This window comes from Paraburkholderia sp. BR10872 (assembly GCF_040965835.1).
Taxonomy (GTDB): Bacteria; Pseudomonadota; Gammaproteobacteria; order Burkholderiales; family Burkholderiaceae; genus Paraburkholderia; species Paraburkholderia nodosa_A.
Genome location: NZ_JBFRCN010000016.1, coordinates 13,096 through 30,439 on the forward strand (window position 1 = coordinate 13,096; position 17,344 = coordinate 30,439).

Sequence of the window (17,344 nt, forward strand, 5' to 3'; positions counted from 1 at the left end):
CGCACTTGGCCTAGCCGGGGCGTCTTGCCGCCAAAGCGGCACAGAGACATGGCGCTGAGCCCGTCACCGTGACGAGCTCAGATGACAGGAGACAACCCATGAAATCCAGACTGGCCACACCGGGAATCGGTGCAGACCTCTCGGCTTCGAGCGACTCATCAGACTTTGAGGCGCGAACTTACGCAAGAGTCGCCCGTCGCCTCATTCCCTTTCTGATGCTTTGTTACCTCGGCGCGTATCTCGACCGGGTGAACGTGGGCTTTGCAAAGCTGCAGATGCTCAACGACCTGCGCTTCTCTGAAACCATTTATGGCATCGGTGCAGGCATTTTCTTTCTGGGCTACTTCCTCTTCGAAGTCCCGAGCAATCTCATTCTGCACAAAGTCGGCGCGCGAAATTGGCTCGCGCGCATCATGCTGACCTGGGCGGTGATTTCCGCAAGCTTTTTGTTTGTGAAGACGCCGACCACGTTTTATGTACTGCGCTTCCTGCTCGGCGTCGCGGAAGCGGGGTTCGCGCCGGGCGTGATTCTGTACATGACCTACTGGTTCCCGGCCGCCCGGCGCGCAAAAGCGCTCTCGATGTTTTTCATGGCGATTCCAATGGCTGGCATCCTCGGTGGCCCGCTTTCCGGCTGGATTATGCATTCCTTCCAGGGAGCCCAGGGACTTGCAGGATGGAAATGGCTTTTCATGCTGGAGGCACTCCCGTCGTTGCTCCTTGGCATCGCAATTTTTCTGTATCTCGACAACGGAATCGCCAGTGCGAAATGGCTGTCCGATGACGAAAAGGCACTTCTCAAGCGCAACGTGGAAAGCGACCGTACGGCGGCCACCGAGCACGTGTCCATCCGTGCGTTTGTCCGCGACCGTCGTCTCTGGCTAATGGCTGGAATCTACTTCTGTGTAGTTCTCGGTCAATACGGCCTCACCTTCTGGCTGCCGACAATCATCCGTCGCACAGGTGTCGCGGACCCGCTGTGGGTTGGTGTCCTGACCGCGATTCCGTACATTTGCGCCATCATCGCGTTGCCGTTACTCGGAAGTAGCGCCGATAAGCGCCGCGAACGCCGTTTGCATCTGGCGATTCCGATGCTGGTTTCTGCCGCCGCTTTCGCCACACTGCCGATGCTCGGAAGCGTGGGTCCCTCGATTATCTGCGTGAGCATCGCTGCTGCCGGCATCCTCGCGTCGTCGTCATTGTTTTGGGCGCTTCCTACTGCTGTTCTCAGCGGTATGTCCGCTGCGGCCGGAATTGCCGCGGTCAACTGTTTCGCGAATCTGGCCGGCTTTTTCTCGCCCGCCATTGTCGGATGGCTAAATGACTTAACCGGCCACGCGACAGCAGGCCTCATCTTCATTTCGACGGCTGTCGTTCTGGGCGCGGTTCTGGTGTTCTTCGTGCCCGCAAAGACTGTCAATCGCTGAACGAACTCTTTCCAGGAGACGAGTAAATGAGTACAACCGTCATCGAGGATGTGTCGCTCGCTGAGCGCGCATACCGCATCCGCCGTAACGCTTTGCTAATGGGCGAAGTACAGGGCCAGGGTTATATCGGCCAAGCGCTCGACATCGCTGACGTTCTGGCCGTTTCATATTTCGGCGCGATGAACTACCGCGCGGCGGAGCCAGACTGGGAGGACCGGGACCGATTCCTGTTGTCGAATGGTCATTACGCAATCGCGCTGTACGCTGCATTGTTCGAAGCGGGCATTCTTCCCGAAGAAGAACTGGAGACCTACGGCAGCGACGACAGCCGTCTGCCCATGTCCGGAATGGCGAGCTACACCCCGGGGATGGAGATGTCCGGTGGGTCGCTCGGCCAGGGGCTAACGATTGCCGTGGGCCGGTGTCTCGGACTCAAGCGCAAAGGCTCTAAATCGTTCGTGTACACGCTCTTCTCCGACGGCGAACTTGACGAAGGAGCCATCTGGGAAGGTCTCCTCTCGGCAGCGCACTGGAAGCTGGACAACCTGATTGCGATGGTCGACGTCAATAACCAGCAGGCCGACGGCCCGTCGACGCAAATCATGGCCTTCGAGCCACTCGTTCCGAAGCTCGAAGCGTTCGGGTGGTACGTGCAACGGGTGAACGGCAACGACATCAATGCCGTGAAGACTGCCTTCGACAACGCTCGCAAGCTGGAAGAGCCGAAGCCTCGCATCATCGTGTGCGACACGAAGATGGGCTGCGGCGTGCCTTTCCTCGAGCAGCGGGAGAAGAACCACTTCATCCGGGTGGACGCTCATGAATGGAAGCTGGCGCTGGATGCACTTGATGAAACTTTTGCAGGGAGCAAAGCATGAACTCGGTCGTCGATAAAAAGCCTCGTCTGAAGACCTCGGCGATGATTGCGTCCATCGCCGGCGAAGGCCAGGTGACACGCTCTGCGCCGTTCGGGCATGCACTTGTCGAATTGGCTCGCGCGAAGACGAATGTCATTGGCATGACGGCCGACCTGGGCAAGTACACCGACCTCCATGTCTTCGCAAAAGAGTTCCCGGACCGGTACTACCAGATGGGCATGGCGGAACAGCTTCTGATGGGCGCTGCCGCCGGCTTCGCCCACGAAGGAGCGCAGCCGTTCGTCACCACCTACGCCGTGTTCGCGACGCGTCGAGCGTATGATTTTATTCATCAGACCATCGCCGAGGACAACCTCGACGTCAAAATCGTCTGCGCGCTGCCTGGCCTGACGACCGGGTACGGCCCGAGCCACCAGGCCGCTGAAGACCTTGCGCTCATGCGCGCAATGCCAAACATGACGGTAATTGACCCGTGCGATGCGCTCGACATTGAACAGATGGTACCGGCCATCGCGGCGCATAAGGGTCCGGTCTATGCGCGCCTTCTGCGTGGCAACGTGCCCGCGGTGCTCGACGAGTACAACTATCAGTTCGAACTCGGCAAAGCCAAGATGCTGCGCGATGGCAACGACGTCCTCATCATCTCGTCGGGCATCATGACAATGCGTGCGCTGGAAACTGCGAAAGCGCTGGCGTCGGACAAGGTGGACGTTGCAGTGCTGCACGTTCCGACCATCAAGCCGCTCGACACGGAGACCATCATCCGCGAGTCGAAGCGGACGGGGCGCATGGTCGTCGTCGCTGAGAACCATACGGTTATAGGCGGTTTGGGCGAAGCTGTCGCAACCACGCTCTTGAGCGCCGGCGTTTCGTGTACGTTCAAACAGGTCGCGCTGCCCGACGAGTTTCTCGACGCCGGTGCACTGCCGACGCTCCACGACCGCTATGGCATTTCGACAAATGTCATGGCGGCCAACATCAAACAGTGGCTGACTTAAACGTCAGCTGGTCAGCAGGCGTTCGCGTGTAGGAGATGCGTACGCTGGCGATACTCGCTTTTCAAGCGTCTCCTCCATGTATCACGTGGAATGGACTAGGCCCACTACCGGTGGGCCATTTTTTATCCAGGTCTCGCGCCGCGGGAAAGCGATGTGATGGCATCTATAGCCCGTGGTGACCTCGCCGTGTTTCTTGCGAGCGTCAGGCACCAGCCAACATGGATTGAACTCAGGGCTCAAGAGACGACCTCGGACTAGCGTATTCGCGGCAGGCTTCGCATACTGCGTTTGACGGGCCGTGCACCGGTTTCTGCACAGCTAGGTTTGCGAAGGCGGTGCCTTGGCTGCGTACTGAGGAGGAGACAAAACGAGCTCTTCTCTCGGTACGCATTCCGCCTCGTTATTTTTTGCCCTTGAGGGTGAACGGAGCGAGGAGCGACTGAATGTCGACCTGTTGTCCCTGAAGCAAAAGCAGACGAGCGTGGAGCACCGTGTTCTCGAGAACAAGCTTCGCGGTGCTCAGCAGGTACATCGCATGGAGGTCCGAGTCCGACATCGCCGCCTCTACAACGTGGTGCCGTTCTACCAGCGAGCACATGACAAGGCGTCGTAGCTCCTGTTCGCCGAACGGTAGGTCCGCATAGTCGATTGGGTCTTCTGCCTCGACTTCACACAGCATCTCAACAAGCGCTTCGGTGCTCACTTCCATGTGCCAGCTCCTTGACGGTGGTCAGACTGTTCATGAAGTGCTTCCAGATTAACGTCTTCCGTGTGGAACGTCCAACGTTCTCTGCAACGCGATAGCTCCTTGTATAAGTCATGATGTAAGCGCTACCGAGCGATTGACCGACTAGCACGAAGGGGGCGCGTTCCCCGGCGACCTGCAATGCGCGATGCAAACCTTCAGCAACCGATTTGGCATCTTGTGCTTCTGAGCTGCGGTCGCTCCACATGATTCCTGCGCGACTATATGAACAGGCGCGGGTGACCTTCGAAACGGATGGCTGGACGGCCGACCAGTCCAGCGAACCGCTAATGCCCAAGCCGGATTCGAACACCACCGTCGGAGAGCCATTGCCATTGCCAGTGCAGTTGAGCTGTATGCGCCGGTCGCCGATGTTCACCATCTCACCCGGCGGTTGATGGTTCTTCGCCGCGAGGTGCCGCTGGAGCGCTTCGTAGCCCGTTCCCGCAATAAGTAGCGCGGCGAGTATTGACAGCAAGACTAGGCCAATTCGGAAAATCAGGCGCACGGTCCAGTTCCTGGAAGTTAGTTTATGGCTGTGTGGTGGACTTGCAAAGTACGGGAATAGTTGCGTCTCCGGGTGATTATTCAAGAGAGGCGGCCGCTAATGACGAAATTGCTCATCATAGATTTTCTGAAACGCCCGCGAGATGCGTCATCAAACGACTCGCCAGTGGCGATTTTTTTCACGAGGACCGATACGCCGGCGTACCGCCGTATGCCCCAACTCGACTGCTGAGGAATATCAAAAGGAGAACGCCAAGGCCGCTCAGGGCCGCCAGTCATCGCGTGGCACCCAGAGTGAGCACGGCAGTCATGACGTTTTCATCAGGGAATGTTAAATGTCGAGGGCTTCAATCAGACGGAATTGTCGAGCCGGAAAAATCCCCTTATGATTTCGGTCGACTTTAAGGGATGCCCCGACAAGGAAAATCTAAATGGGAGCGCAGGACATTATCTCATTTATGCAGTCTGCATTATTCCAGGCTGACCGGCTCGTAAAACTCGACTCCCCTGCGGGGGCGAATGCGCTATTGCCGCAAATCGTGACGGGTACCTCACGGCTTGGCCGTAACTTCGAATACGTCATCGACGCTGTCTCGACGAACAGCTCGCTCGAGCTGAAGTCTCTTATTGCCCAGCCTGTCACGCTCTGGCTGCAGCGCGCCGACAAGTCCTATCGCCCGCAGCATGGCTACGTCCATACCGCGCGCCGGCTTGGCGCCGACGGGGAGCTAACGAGTTACCAACTGGGCTACTCCTCATGGCTGCATTTCCTGAAGTTCCGCAAGGACGCGCAGATTTTCCAGGACAAGTCAGTAGAGGCTATCCTCGAATCTGTTTTTCAGATGCATCCGCAGGCGGCCGGGGCATTCCGGTTTGACATTCAAAACGCATCACCGGTCCGGTCATTCTGCGTTCAGTACGAGGACGATTGGACTTTTGTGCACCGGTTGCTCGAGTCCGAAGGCTGGTTCTACTACTTCGAGCATGCCGACGATGGTAAGTCGCACACGCTTGTCGTTACCGATGACCTCTATTCGCTCAAGGCCATGTCGCCCCAGGAGGTCGACTTCTACCGTGCCGGCAGCTCCAGCCAGACGGAAGCGCTTGTGCAGTGGTCCGGCACGCGCACGCTTCAAAGCACGAGCTACAGCTCGCGCACCTTCGACTACAAGAATCCTGGCACCAGCAAGGAGACTTCGTTTCCAACCGTCGGGAATCAAGGTGACCTGCCACAACAGGCGGAGGTCTACGAATACACAGGCGCCTATAGCTGGCAGGAAAGCGACCGTGGCGACAAGCTCACCAAGCTCAAGCTGGAAGAGTGGGAGTCGCGCGCGAAGCGCTTTTTTGGCGTCGGAGGCCTGCGCAGCATCGACGTCGGCCGCTGGTTCTCGCTGGACAACCATCCCGCGCACGAGCAGGACGACGGCGAGGACCGGAAGTTCGCGGTCATCGAAGCTTCGTGGTACATCCGTAACAATATCCCGGTTAGCGAGACTCACGCGTTCCCGCATAGCCTCTCTGAACGTCTGGCGGCGGTTCGCGCTACCTATGAGCAGTGCGCGGCTGCGTTCTCGGTCGAAGATTCTGTCGGCGATGGCAGCGATGGCTTCTTTCTCGTCGAGGTCGAGGCGCAGCGACTGAAGGTTCCGTTTCGCAGCCCGTTCGAACACCGCAAGCCGGTCATGCACCTTCAGACGGCAACGGTGACGGGCCCGGAGAACGAAGAGGTCTACACCGATTCGCTCAACCGCATCCTCGTGCGCATGCACTGGGACCGACGTGAGGCGTCCGCCGCGACGTGCTGGGTGCGCGCCGCGTTCTCGGACACGGGAAACGGCTACGGTAGCGTCCACGTGCCCCGCATCGGCGAAGAAGTGACCATCGACTGGGTCGGAGGCGATTGCGACCGGCCCATCGCGACAGGGCATGTCTATAACGGCGCGACGCAGCCGCATTGGCACTCGAATGGCATCCTCTCTGGCTTTCGGTCGCGCGAATACGGTGGTGCGGGCGGCTTCAACCAGCTCGTCATGGACGACGCAACAGCCCAGAATCGGCTTCAATTGCTGTCGTCCCAAGGCAACTCCATGCTGCACATGGGTTACCTCATTGCCCAGGACGGCAACACGCGTGGCAGCTATCTCGGCAGCGGCTTCGAACTACGCACCGATGCCTACGGCGCGCTGCGCGCGAACCGCGGGCTGTTCCTCTCGACTCACGCAGCCGCAGGCACGAACGCGCAGCAACTTGACGTAAGCGCCGCACGAGGGCAGTTGTCAGGCGCAGGCAACCTTCTCGAATCGCTCAGCAGCGCGAGCACGACGCATCAGGCCGAAAGCCTGCAAGCAGGCCAGGACGCGCTCAAAGCCTTCACCGCAGCGTCGACTGATAGCGCCCAGGGCCAGGCGAGCGGGGGGCGTACTGCCGGCGGCGGCACTGGTTCGGCCAATGCGTTCAAGGAGCCCATTCTCCTGGCGGCAAGCCCGGCGGGAATCGGCGTCTCGACGCAGCAGTCAGTGCACGTGAGCGCCGACGAGCAGCTCACCCTGGTCAGCGGTCAAAGCACGCATATCGCCACAGGCAAGTCGCTGCTTGCGAGCGTGACCGACAAAATCAGCCTCTTCGTCCAGAACGCAGGGATGAAGCTCTTCGCCGCGAAGGGCAAGGTCGAGATTCGCGCGCACTCGGACAACATCGAGCTGACCGCGCAGAAGACAGTGAAGGTGCTGTCGGCCTCCGAAAACGTGGAAGTGGCTGCGAGCCAGGGCGTCCTGCTGACCGCTGGGGGCGCGTACATCCGCATCCACGATGGCAACATCGAGATTCATGCTCCCGGGCAGATAGACATCAAGGGTGCGCAGCATGCGTTCAACGGCCCCACGAGCAGTCCCTATGACCTGCCCACATTGCCGAAGGGCGACCTGCACAACAAGCTCGAGCTGAACCTGATGGACGACAACCTGAAGGCCGTGCCCAATGCACCCTACAAGGTGGCGTTCGAAAACGGCACGACGATGGCGGGCAAGCTCGACGGCAACGGGCATGCCCTGCTTCGGGACGTGCCCGACGGGCCCGCCAAGGTCTTCTTCGGAGAAGACGCGCGACCCTTCACCCCGCAGCCCGTGCAGGCGGCGAAGGCGCTTGGGCAGGAAGACATCCTCAAGGAACTCCACGCAGGCGGCCATGACGGCATCACGGACGAAAACCTCTTCAGCCTGTTCAACAAATTCTCTGGCCGACCGGACGTGACATGAACGCTAACGACCAGCAGGCAATCGAAGATGCGGCCAAGGAGATTGGGCTGTCGATGGCGTCTAACGCCTTCCCGCTTTTCTACGTCGCGCAGAACGTCTACGACACGACGGAAAGCGTCTGGACGGTCTGGAACGCTCGCGAAAGTGTGGACGAGATAACGAAAATCGAGGCCGGCATCGACCTGGTATTCGCCGTCGTGGGCTGGGTTCCTGTCGTCGGCGCCGGCGTCAAGCGGACGTTTCGCCTGGTCAACCACAAGTCCGAAATATATGGCCCACTGCTGTTCGACATTCTGCGTCTGGTGCTTCAGCGTGCGCACCTCCAGACCAGCCCGGATGCGCTCATCGACAAGCTGTTCGATGCAACGGGCGTCAAGACGTACCTCACGGAGGCTCGTGAACATATCCAGAAGTCCTGGCTGTATCGCGAGATGCCTACGAGTGTTCAAGCCACGTTCATGCAGGCACTGGCCTTTGTAGAAACTAACCTGCCATACTGGCTCGCGCAGTTCGTCCAGCGCAAGCTGCTTCATTGGCGCAAAAAGCAGCCGAACTCGTCAGCCGTCAGCACGCTCGAGGAGCACCGAACGACTGACAAGCCAGGTGCAAAGGGCGAAGAAGCCAAAACAGGCCAGGACCGACCTGTGCCGACGCCCTCGCGCGGCGTCGTCAATGCCAAGCTCGCTGTCACCGACATCACGACGAATATCACGGGCATTCTGGGTGAGCACATCGGCGACTATTACTGCTATGAAAAGCTTAAATGGGGAAATGGCTGGAAGGACCACGACAAAGGCCTGAGCGGCAAGTGGAGTGAGCAGCCGGGGCTGCGGGTTATGGGCAAGCTCAACGATAAGGGCAAGCTGAACAAGCTTTTCGACGTCAAGGCACGTGGTCACGGCATCGACGGTGTTTGGCGTGCCGCCCCTTTTAGCAACCAGATGAAGGACTTCGCCATCGTCGAAATGAAATCGTCGACGACAACGCGAAAGCTGCAAGACCCGAACGCAAAGCACAATATCTCCAGCAAGCTCGGAACGATTAAGGAGGCGGTGCGCCCTCCTGCCCAGGACCTGCTTGAGCCGCCGGACGACGCAGGGCCAGCGTTGCCGACCAGAGGTAGCGGCAAGCCTGGCGGCGGGAAGCCTGCATCTGGCGGTGGAAAACCAACACCAGGTGGCTCCGCAAATGAGAGCAGTCCTGCGAGAAAGCAGCAGGCCGACTCCGCAACGCCGACAGCGGACACAACGCCGAAGGACAAGACCACCGCGACCGGATCGAGCAGTGCAAAAATCGCCCGGGTCCAGATGAGTCACGAGTGGATTGAAGCCAAACTCTCCGGAGCCGTTTCGGACCAAGGCCTGGTCAACACGATTTTGAGGTCCGGGTACTCGCGACATCTGCTGTACGTCCCGTTCTACCTTCCGTCCGCCGTGCAACACGTCGAAGCGCTCACGACGGGCGCTGAACACGACCATACTGACCACGACCTTCCCTTCACCCATCACTACAAGGAGGGAGAGGTTGAAGAAGCGGTCAAGCTGAAAGCGAGCAGGATAAGATAGCCTAGGGCTAAGAGATTATGGATATGAACGAAGACTTCGATTCGACACGGCGGCAACGCTTTCTTGGCGAGGACTACTTCAAGTGGCGTTTGGACCTCCTTGATGACGGCATCGCGTACTGGTCCGAAAATACTGCGCCAACCGGCAGCAATGAGAACGAGCGGAAGGCGCTGACGCAGCGCTACCTCGTTTCCGATGTCTATCGACGCTTCCTACTCCTGTATACAGGTGGAGCGGACCTCAAGCTGCTGCGTGGTGAACTTGAGCCGGTTCTCGAAGCCTTTGAACGGTACGCGAAAGCTCAACGGCTGAATCGACAGGATGCCGGCGAACCGCCATTGGTCTTTGAAGAAATTGGCGAATATGAAACGGCGATGCAGCTCATCGGCTTTTGCTACCTGCTGCATCGACGTGACCTGCTGCCGCGCATCGTCGAGATGTTTGACCCCTCCTATCGGGGGAAGGACACGTTGTATGAGGACCTGCTGGCTTACGAACTCGATGGTCGAATCAACGTAGATAGCTGGTATCACGACGTGCCGTATCGGCCCCTCGTGTTCAGTCTCTATCGCGAGACGAAGAAGGAATCTGTCGACGACATGACGGAATACCTCGAAGCCTGGTATCCGGGAATGGCCGCAGCTCCATGGCACGACGGACATCTGGAAGCCCAGAAGAATGGCAAGGGTACCTACGTCGGCTACTGGGCAGTTGAGGCGGCAGCGGTCGCATTTCTGCTGCAGCTGGACGACAGCTCTTTCCGCGACCATCTGCTGTATCCGAAGGACCTCGCTGATTTCGCGCGCAACTTCGATGCAGCGGAAGACGGCGCGCCAATACGCCGGGATAGTGGACCAATGACGGTACGAACGGGGCAGACGTGTCCGGAAACCGGCGTTTGGAAAGCACAAGGCCACAACGTACCTGGTGTGCTGGTAAATCAGGGGGATGCGATGCCGGATGTCTTCGCACCCGACCGGAATGGCGCGTACCGACCACAGCCGGCGCTGTGGGAGTTCGAACGTAAAGCCTGAGGTCTAGGTGAGTTCAGTCAGCAAGGGCACGCTGCGTACGGAAGTAGATTTCTGGGCGCGTCAGCAAATCAACGGAAGATTATTCGCCTGCTGACTGCGTGAAATCGAAGACACCCCGCCCACGTGCGAGCGGGAAGCGATTCAAAAATGACCCGAATCCTGATACAGAGGACTGTCTCGACCCTCGCCGTGGCGGTCCCTGCACTTGCGTGCGCCGTTGGCACGAGCCAGGCCAAACCTGTCAAGTACCGATGCACGGCGGACCGGAATATTGTTAGCCATTACCTGCATGTGACCGTCGACGACGAGAAGGTGAGCGAGTTCAGCTACACGGCAGGCACTCCGGCCGAGGAGAGCATCAACTCGTGCTCTGTCGACTCCAATGTAGCGACGGTGTCTGACACTGCACCGGGCGTTCAGTCTTTCTCCACGAGCGCTGGCGAGATTCTGGTGACAAGGAAGGGGAAAAAGTTCGTCTTCGACTTTTCCAAGCTTAAGGTGACCGACCTCTGCGGGCAATCCTCGACCATTGCGAAGCACATCGCTATTACGCCGGGCTCCCATCGCTGCTCAGACGTCGTCAACGTCGAATAGCCAACGGGTCGACAGTGAAACACTCCGTGCAGATCGCGACCAATGAAGTTTGGATGCACGAGCGTCCACTCAAGAGGAGGTTGGAAGAGTTCTTCGAGACTACCGATTTCCTCTCCGAACGATGAGCGCGCTCCGGTCACGAGACGCTATGCACAGCTTTTTACGCGTGAAGTGGCTCAGGCCGGACTGTGGCCAGTCTGGTACCAGCAAACGGGTCCCGTCGCCAGTCCACGTCAGCGCGCTTGCCCGATTGTGGTTCTGCTGGCACACGGATTGCAAAATGCTCGAGCGATTGGCCCGCGCTCGTCGCCTGCACGACCCACTGAGGGGTATTGCCCTTGCCGTCCCAGGTATTTCCAAAGGCGTCGCGGTACTTTGCCGCGCGCAGTCGCTCTTGGTCCGCGGCGATAGAAGCGGCGACATCCTCTGGGTCGATTTCGAGCTCAGCCATCCTGCGCCGAAGATAGGCCACTATGCTTTCGCGTTTCCGTCCGTCCATCTAGTTGTGCTCGCCCTGAATGCAATCCTTGAGCAGGTAATCGCAGGTCGCCAGGCTAACACAGGCTGATTACGACGCGCTCAGGGAGTCACCCGAGACATGAACGCGCTCGCCGACCTGGACCGGCGGCTGCGTTGAATAGTTGAAGTTCCGGTAGCTACCGTCCTGCATTCTGACCTGCACCTGGTAACTCGTCGCCTTGCGAACAGCATGCTCAATGCCATTGCCTGCAAGGCCACCGCCGACGGCGCCGGCAATCGTTGCCAGAACGCGACCGCGCCCCCCGCCGACCTGATTTCCCAACAGCCCGCCGGCGACCGCTCCGCCTACGGCCCCGAGACCCGTTGTCGGCTCGGGTTCCTGGACCGTATTGACGGCGACGACTTCTCCGGCGTTCGGGTCAACGGCGACTGGTCTCGGAGCCGGTTGTGCCGACGATTGATATGTGTCGTTGTTCGCATACCGCGGGGGCTGCTCAACTGGCACGCTATGGTGATGATGGACGCGCGGCTGGGCGGGCGCTTCCTCCCTGGTCACGCGCTGCTCCGCGCTCGATTGCGGTGAAGCGACCGGTGTGCTCGCGACTTGTGCAGCGACCGGAATAGCTTGCGTCGGAGGAGCGGTCACAGCTCGGGATGTCGGAAGCACGCCTGTCATCGCTGCGATACCTGTAGCGCTGGCCAGGATGACTGCCACGGCTGCGCCGGCAACCAAAGGATGAATGCGACTACGCTGCGGTGAACCGGAATTCAGATTGGTGCTCATGTCGCGCTCCGTTGAGGTGTGTCAGCAAGAACGCCGCAATCGACACAGCGGTGCACCGGGCCAGTGTGAGATTTGTAAGCAGTTGTAGTGCTCTACGGAGGGGCAAGGGAGAGCGTCTTCGAGGGCGGACCGTTAAAGTGTCAAGGACGTCAGCTCTGTCTCCGAGCCCTGATAATTCTCTGGTTGCGTCGCCTGTCCGTGGTACTAATCGTCCAAAGAGGTGACTTGGCTGGGTACGTGCCTCGCACTGCCCCAAGTGAATTGCGGCCAGAGAGTAGCCCAGTCGCTCGACTCACGCCGAACGACTGGCGCTAACACGGCGATGCAAGTTACCTTTGCGACGAAACACCAAGCCGCTTTTCCCCGATACGGCGAAAATTTTCGACGGTGGTCCACTCGAATCCGACCTGAAGCGTTCATTCCGAGCTTCCAGGCTGATGGTTTCGAATTGCGCAGCAAAGTCGCGATGATGCTCATATAGCCAACGGCTCACGCGCTCATTGCTGAGGAGTGTTGCAATATAAGCGGCTGACACCGTGAGATGTAGCTGCTCGATGCCATGGCGTTCATCGGTCTGTGCTACACCAGTTTGAAGGGTTGCGAGTTCACGGTCGAGATCAGCGAGCTGCTCTGACACTTCGTTGCCCGGTTTCCCACGAGTACCTGCATCAATTTCGAGTTGCTCCGGCGGAGTGGCAGCAACAATCGCCCGCGCAAAGGCTGCCGTTAAGTTTCCCTGCCCACATGAGCTCGACAGCCTCCATTTGCCCAGAAGGCTTCATCTGCTTCAGCGCCTTGAAAGTTGTCGCCGGGCAGGCTTTGTCGGCATGCAGCACGGCGGCCTCATCCGATATGCCGTAAGCGTCCAGCCGGCATTCTATTGTTGCGAGAAATGCATGGAATGACCGTGTAACCATTGCCGAAATGATCCGTTGCGCATTTTGGGGCATTTTTTCACCGTTTAGGGCTCAAAAACCGGCTTTGCGTGGCCGTAAACGCAGTGCGGGCCCGAGCGATCACATGCTCGCGCCTCACTCATTCACTGCCATCCAGGTGTCCCGATGTTCAGCAAGATCAAGGTCGCATCCGGCCTGTTGTGTGTCCTCGTCGCGTTCTGCGTACTACAGCTCGTGACCGCAGGACTTGGCTACTGGTCGCTTACGCGCACGCACGACGACGTGGCCGACCTCTCGAAGGTGGCGTTGCGGCAGGCTAGCGCCGCCAACGTCATCACCCAGCAGTTGATGGACGCCCGTATCAATCTCTCGCGCGCGGGCACGCGCATGGTCCGCGGCGGCACGGTGCCGACCGACATGGTCAATCACGCGCGCGACCAGCTGGCCGCCGCCGACACCACGTTCGCGGCGCTCATGGCCGTCCCGCCGATCAACGACGACAATCGCGCGCGCGTCGCCGCGCTCGGCGAGCGCTATCAGGTGTACCGCAAGGCGCTCGGCGAGCTGATCGACGACCTCAACGGCAACAATCTGCAGGCCTTCCTCGACCAGCCGACGCAGTCGTACCAGGACGCCTATCTCGCCGAACTGCACGCCTTTGCGCAGTTCAACGCCGCGGCGAGCCGCGCTTCGCTCGATTCGATCGACTCGCGCCTCGCGCTCTTCCAGATCGTCGGCATCGTCATCCTGGTCCTGCTGATCGCACTCGCGACCGGCGTGCACCTCGCGCTGCGCCGCGGCGTAGTGGAGCCGCTCGAGGAGGCGGGCCGCCATTTCGAGCGCATCGCGCGCGGGCGCCTCGACGAGCGCATCGCCGCGCGCGGCGAGAACGAGATCGGCCGGCTGTTCCAGGGCCTTGCGCTGATGCAGTCGAGCCTGGCGCGCACGGTCCACACCGTGCGCGAAACGGCGGGCTCGATCAACGTGGGCGCCGACGAGATCGCCACCGGCAACGCCGATCTTTCGGCGCGCACCGAATCGCAGGCGGCGTCGCTGGAGCAGACGGCGGCGAGCATGGAGGAACTGACGGGCACGGTGCGCAACACGGCCGACAACGCGCGCGAGGCGAACGCGCTGGCCGAGGCGGCGCTCGACGCGACCGCACGCGGCGGCGCCGTGGTGGGCGAGGTGGTCGAGCGCATGCGCGGCATCGCGCAAAGCTCGGACAAGATCGCGGAAATCATCGGCGTGATCGACGGCATCGCGTTCCAGACCAACATTCTCGCGCTCAACGCGGCCGTGGAAGCGGCGCGCGCGGGCGAGCAGGGCCGCGGTTTCGCGGTCGTGGCGGGCGAGGTGCGCGGGCTCGCGCAGCGCAGCGCGCAGTCGGCCAAGGAGATCAAGACGCTGATCAGCGAGTCGGTTTCGCAGATCCGCGGCGGCTCGGAGCTGGTGGAGCGCGCGGGCGAGTCGATGCGCGAGGTGTCGAACTCGATTTCGCGCGCCACGCAGATGATGGCGGGTATCAGCGCCTCGTCGCTCGAGCAGAGCACGGGCATTGATCAGGTGAATCAGGCCGTCTCGCAGATGGACCAGATGACCCAGCAGAATGCGGCGCTCGTCGAGGAGGCCGCGGCTGCCGCGGCTTCGCTGCATCAGCAGACGCGCCAGCTTTCCGAGGCCGTGGCGGCGTTCGAGATTTCGCCGGCGGTGCTGGCGGCCTAAGCGACTCGAGCGGTCTGGGCGCCTTGGCGGCGGGCTTGCGCCCGTCTGCCTCGGCGCTTCGCGTGGTTGTGCCTCAAACGCCCATGCCCTGATAGGCCGTCAAGAGGTGATACGGCGTCGTGGACGGCATGTCCGCGCGCGCCACGTCACCGTTTGCGCTGCGGCATTCCACCCAGCCCTGCGGCGTGAGAAAGCGCGGCGCGAAGCGCCCGATCTGCGGCGCGAGCGCGGCGCGCACCGCGGCGTCGCCGTGCGTGGCGAGCGCGCGCAAGTATTCCGTTTGCGCCCAGATACGCTGCGTCGCATCGATCACCCGGCCCTGCTCGTCGAGCGCGGCCGCCACGGCGCCCGTTTCCGGGTCGACGCCGTGCTTCTGTGCAAAGACGAAGGCGCGCGCGAGCGCTTCGTCCAGTCCCGACGCGCCCAACCGGGCGCCCGCACGCGAAGCCAGCCAGAACCATTCGAACTGATGACCGGGCTCGAGGCGGTTGTCCGCCGCGCCGACCGGCAATTCGGCGATGCAGCCCGTCGGCGCGTGCAGGAAGCCGCGCGCGAGGGCCTCGACGAGCCGCGTGATCGCCGTGTCGAACGCGCTGTCGCCGGTCGCCTCGCTCGCCGCGAGCCAGGCCTCGGTGAGGTGCATGAGCGGATTCTGCAGCGGGCCGCCGGTAACGCTCGCGAAGGACGCGTCGAGCGCCGCGTTGAGCAGGCCGTCGCGGGCCGCGAAGCGGTCGACGATCAGCGAGGACGTTTCGCGCGCGACGTCGAGCGCCTCGGTGGCGCCGAAGCGCTGGCCGTAGGCCGCAGTGGCGAACACCACGAAGGCGTGCGTGTAGAGGTCCTTGGTGGTGTCGAGCGGCGCGCCGGCTGCGTCGACGCTATAGAACCATCCGCTGTGCTGCGGGTCCCGATATGTGTGGCGCAGCGTTTCGAAGAGCGTTTGCGCGTGCGCGGCGTCGCCGGCCTGGGAGAAAACGAAGAGCTGGCGGGCACACGCCATCGCGCGGTAGCGCGTGACGGGTAGTGGCTGCGCGCCGGCCGCATCGAGCGCCTCGTAGGGCAGGCGCAGTTCGGCATTGAAGCCGGGGCCGCGCCACATCGGCAGGACGACGCGGTCGAAATGCTCGCGCAGGCTGGCTGCGCTCGTAGGTGTGTTCATGGCGAAAAGTTGCGGCGAAGCGCGTCGCATCGAAAGAGCAATGCCGGCGATTGTACGCATTCGCAAACTGCGCGGGACATTCCAGGCGGCGCAGCACGCTCGCCCACGACTGCGCACCTGGCTGACCTGCGCGGGGTGTCGGTCGATGCCGGCTGGGTAAGTCGGGGAAGAGCCCTTGGCCGTGCGTTCCGGCATGCGACAATGCGCGTTCGAACCAGAACACGAGGACGTCGCCAAGCGGCCGTGACCGGCCGGCGCGCGACGCGAACCGCATCGCTGACACATGGCTGATTACGCAGATACCGCATCCTTGAGCTCTTCGCATCCCGAACGCAACGCGCCGTGGCAGCCCCACGCGACGTCCGCGCCGTCCGACGTGACTGAATCCCCGCTTGCTGTCGAATCCGATGCTCCGCACGCACTTGCCGTCGACGGGCTCGCGGCCGTTGCCGAAGCGGATGCCGCCGTGCGTCAGGGCACGCTGAGCGGCTTCGAAAGCCCGGAGTCGGCTCAAGCGGTGGCAATGCCCGTCGACGAAGCCAGCGCGACGAGCCCTGTTGCGGCTGCAACGACTGCGCGCCGCGCGCCGCGGGCGAAACGAGTTGCTGCTCCTGCCGTGGCCGAAGCGGTGGAGCCGGGCATTGGAGTGGTGCAGGAACCGGGTCCCGCAGCCTTTGTCGCCGAGCCGTCGTTTGCCGCCGGCCCCGCCGAGGGCGTGGAGCCCATCGGGTTCGCGTCCGAAGCGGCTCACGCGGCCCCCGAGCCGGACGCGCTTACGCAGCGCCTCGACGCGCTCCAGGGCGCGCTCGCCGAGCAGCGCCGTATGGCGGTCGCCTCGTCGCGGCAACAAAAGTGGGTGCTTACCGCCGCGTCGGTGGCGGTGCTCGCATCGGTCGGGTTCGGGATCGCGCAGTCGGTGCGGCTCGACAGCCTCGCAAACGAATCCCGCGCCGACGAGGCGCGCCTCGAGCAATTCATCCTGAAGCAGCAGTCCACGCTCGACGACCTGTCGCAGCGCATGGCCGCGCAAACCGCCGCCGCCGCGGCTGCTGCGGCCACTGCGGCCGCCGCCGCGGAAACCCCGGCGCCGCCGCCCGCACGTGTGTCGTCCAGAGCGGTGTCCGCCAAGGCCTCGCCCGCGCCCGCGCACCGCGCAGCGGCCCATTCCACGCGTACGCCTCACGCGAAAAGCGCCCAGAAAGCCACGCGCTGACCGGCTTCGCCCCGCGATCCTGCCCCTGTACCTGAAATCTCGATGCGTTGTATTGCTGCAACGCATCGATTGCGCTCGACCC

15 protein-coding genes are annotated in these 17,344 nt (G+C 61.5%); 9 read left to right on the forward strand and 6 right to left on the reverse strand.

The window, feature by feature from the left end:
- Positions 1–98 precede the first annotated feature (98 nt).
- From AB4Y43_RS14870 to AB4Y43_RS14880, 3 genes are read left to right on the forward strand one after another with little or no spacing between them, the layout of a single operon-like run.
- Entirely contained in the window at positions 99–1,427 is a 1,329-nt protein-coding gene (locus tag AB4Y43_RS14870) for an MFS transporter (protein WP_368728092.1), read from the forward strand.
- A 26-nt stretch (positions 1,428–1,453) separates the two neighbouring features.
- The gene (locus AB4Y43_RS14875; protein ID WP_368728093.1) at positions 1,454–2,305 is read left to right on the forward strand and encodes a transketolase; all 852 of its coding nucleotides are present in this window, start codon (positions 1,454–1,456) and stop codon (positions 2,303–2,305) included.
- The gene (locus tag AB4Y43_RS14880; protein ID WP_368616494.1) at positions 2,302–3,303 is read left to right on the forward strand and encodes a transketolase family protein; all 1,002 of its coding nucleotides are present in this window, start codon (positions 2,302–2,304) and stop codon (positions 3,301–3,303) included. Before AB4Y43_RS14875 ends, AB4Y43_RS14880 begins: the two co-directional genes overlap by 4 nt.
- A gap of 400 nt (positions 3,304–3,703) precedes the next feature.
- Here the strand turns inward: AB4Y43_RS14880 and AB4Y43_RS14885 are convergent, their stop codons facing one another.
- Together AB4Y43_RS14885 and AB4Y43_RS14890 are read right to left on the reverse strand one after the other, a co-directional pair.
- Positions 3,704–4,012 carry a hypothetical protein gene (locus tag AB4Y43_RS14885; protein WP_069261428.1) on the reverse strand — a complete coding sequence of 103 codons (309 nt, stop codon included), beginning with the start codon at positions 4,010–4,012 and terminating at the stop codon, positions 3,704–3,706.
- Positions 3,984–4,556: an alpha/beta fold hydrolase gene (locus tag AB4Y43_RS14890; protein ID WP_368728094.1), complete on the reverse strand. Its 573-nt coding sequence runs from the start codon at positions 4,554–4,556 to the stop codon at positions 3,984–3,986. The genes AB4Y43_RS14885 and AB4Y43_RS14890 overlap by 29 nt, the downstream gene beginning before the upstream one ends.
- Positions 4,557–4,986: 430 nt before the next feature.
- Between AB4Y43_RS14890 and AB4Y43_RS14895 the strand changes: the two genes are divergently transcribed.
- The 4 genes from AB4Y43_RS14895 to AB4Y43_RS14910 all read left to right on the forward strand — a co-directional run bounded on the left by AB4Y43_RS14895 (position 4,987) and on the right by AB4Y43_RS14910 (position 11,005).
- Complete coding sequence (locus tag AB4Y43_RS14895) at positions 4,987–7,812, forward strand: type VI secretion system Vgr family protein (protein WP_368728095.1); 2,826 nt, start codon at positions 4,987–4,989, stop codon at positions 7,810–7,812.
- Entirely contained in the window at positions 7,809–9,377 is a 1,569-nt protein-coding gene (locus AB4Y43_RS14900; RefSeq protein ID WP_368728096.1) for a hypothetical protein, read from the forward strand. The genes AB4Y43_RS14895 and AB4Y43_RS14900 overlap by 4 nt, the downstream gene beginning before the upstream one ends.
- A gap of 23 nt (positions 9,378–9,400) precedes the next feature.
- The gene (locus tag AB4Y43_RS14905) at positions 9,401–10,411 is read left to right on the forward strand and encodes a PoNe immunity protein domain-containing protein (protein ID WP_069261845.1); all 1,011 of its coding nucleotides are present in this window, start codon (positions 9,401–9,403) and stop codon (positions 10,409–10,411) included.
- Positions 10,412–10,558: 147 nt separating this feature from the next.
- The gene (locus AB4Y43_RS14910) at positions 10,559–11,005 is read left to right on the forward strand and encodes a hypothetical protein (protein WP_368728097.1); all 447 of its coding nucleotides are present in this window, start codon (positions 10,559–10,561) and stop codon (positions 11,003–11,005) included.
- Positions 11,006–11,165: 160 nt separating this feature from the next.
- Here the strand turns inward: AB4Y43_RS14910 and AB4Y43_RS14915 are convergent, their stop codons facing one another.
- From AB4Y43_RS14915 to AB4Y43_RS14925, 3 genes are all read right to left on the reverse strand, one after another.
- On the reverse strand, positions 11,166–11,504 hold the full coding sequence (locus AB4Y43_RS14915; RefSeq protein ID WP_368728098.1) for an H-NS family nucleoid-associated regulatory protein: 339 nt from the start codon (positions 11,502–11,504) through the stop codon (positions 11,166–11,168).
- Between the two features lie 69 nt (positions 11,505–11,573).
- The gene (locus AB4Y43_RS14920) at positions 11,574–12,269 is read right to left on the reverse strand and encodes a glycine zipper 2TM domain-containing protein (RefSeq protein ID WP_342946945.1); all 696 of its coding nucleotides are present in this window, start codon (positions 12,267–12,269) and stop codon (positions 11,574–11,576) included.
- A gap of 292 nt (positions 12,270–12,561) precedes the next feature.
- On the reverse strand, positions 12,562–13,041 hold the full coding sequence (locus AB4Y43_RS14925; protein ID WP_368728136.1) for a plasmid partitioning protein RepB C-terminal domain-containing protein: 480 nt from the start codon (positions 13,039–13,041) through the stop codon (positions 12,562–12,564).
- Between the two features lie 289 nt (positions 13,042–13,330).
- Between AB4Y43_RS14925 and AB4Y43_RS14930 the strand changes: the two genes are divergently transcribed.
- Positions 13,331–14,890: a methyl-accepting chemotaxis protein gene (locus AB4Y43_RS14930; RefSeq protein WP_368604934.1), complete on the forward strand. Its 1,560-nt coding sequence runs from the start codon at positions 13,331–13,333 to the stop codon at positions 14,888–14,890.
- 73 nt (positions 14,891–14,963) lie between these two features.
- On the opposite strand, the gene AB4Y43_RS14935 is transcribed toward AB4Y43_RS14930, so the two are convergent.
- Positions 14,964–16,049, reverse strand: a complete 1,086-nt coding sequence (locus AB4Y43_RS14935) for an AGE family epimerase/isomerase (protein WP_368728099.1) — start codon at positions 16,047–16,049, stop codon at positions 14,964–14,966.
- Between the two features lie 376 nt (positions 16,050–16,425).
- Between AB4Y43_RS14935 and AB4Y43_RS14940 the strand changes: the two genes are divergently transcribed.
- Positions 16,426–17,262: a hypothetical protein gene (locus AB4Y43_RS14940; protein WP_368728100.1), complete on the forward strand. Its 837-nt coding sequence runs from the start codon at positions 16,426–16,428 to the stop codon at positions 17,260–17,262.
- Positions 17,263–17,344 lie beyond the last annotated feature (82 nt).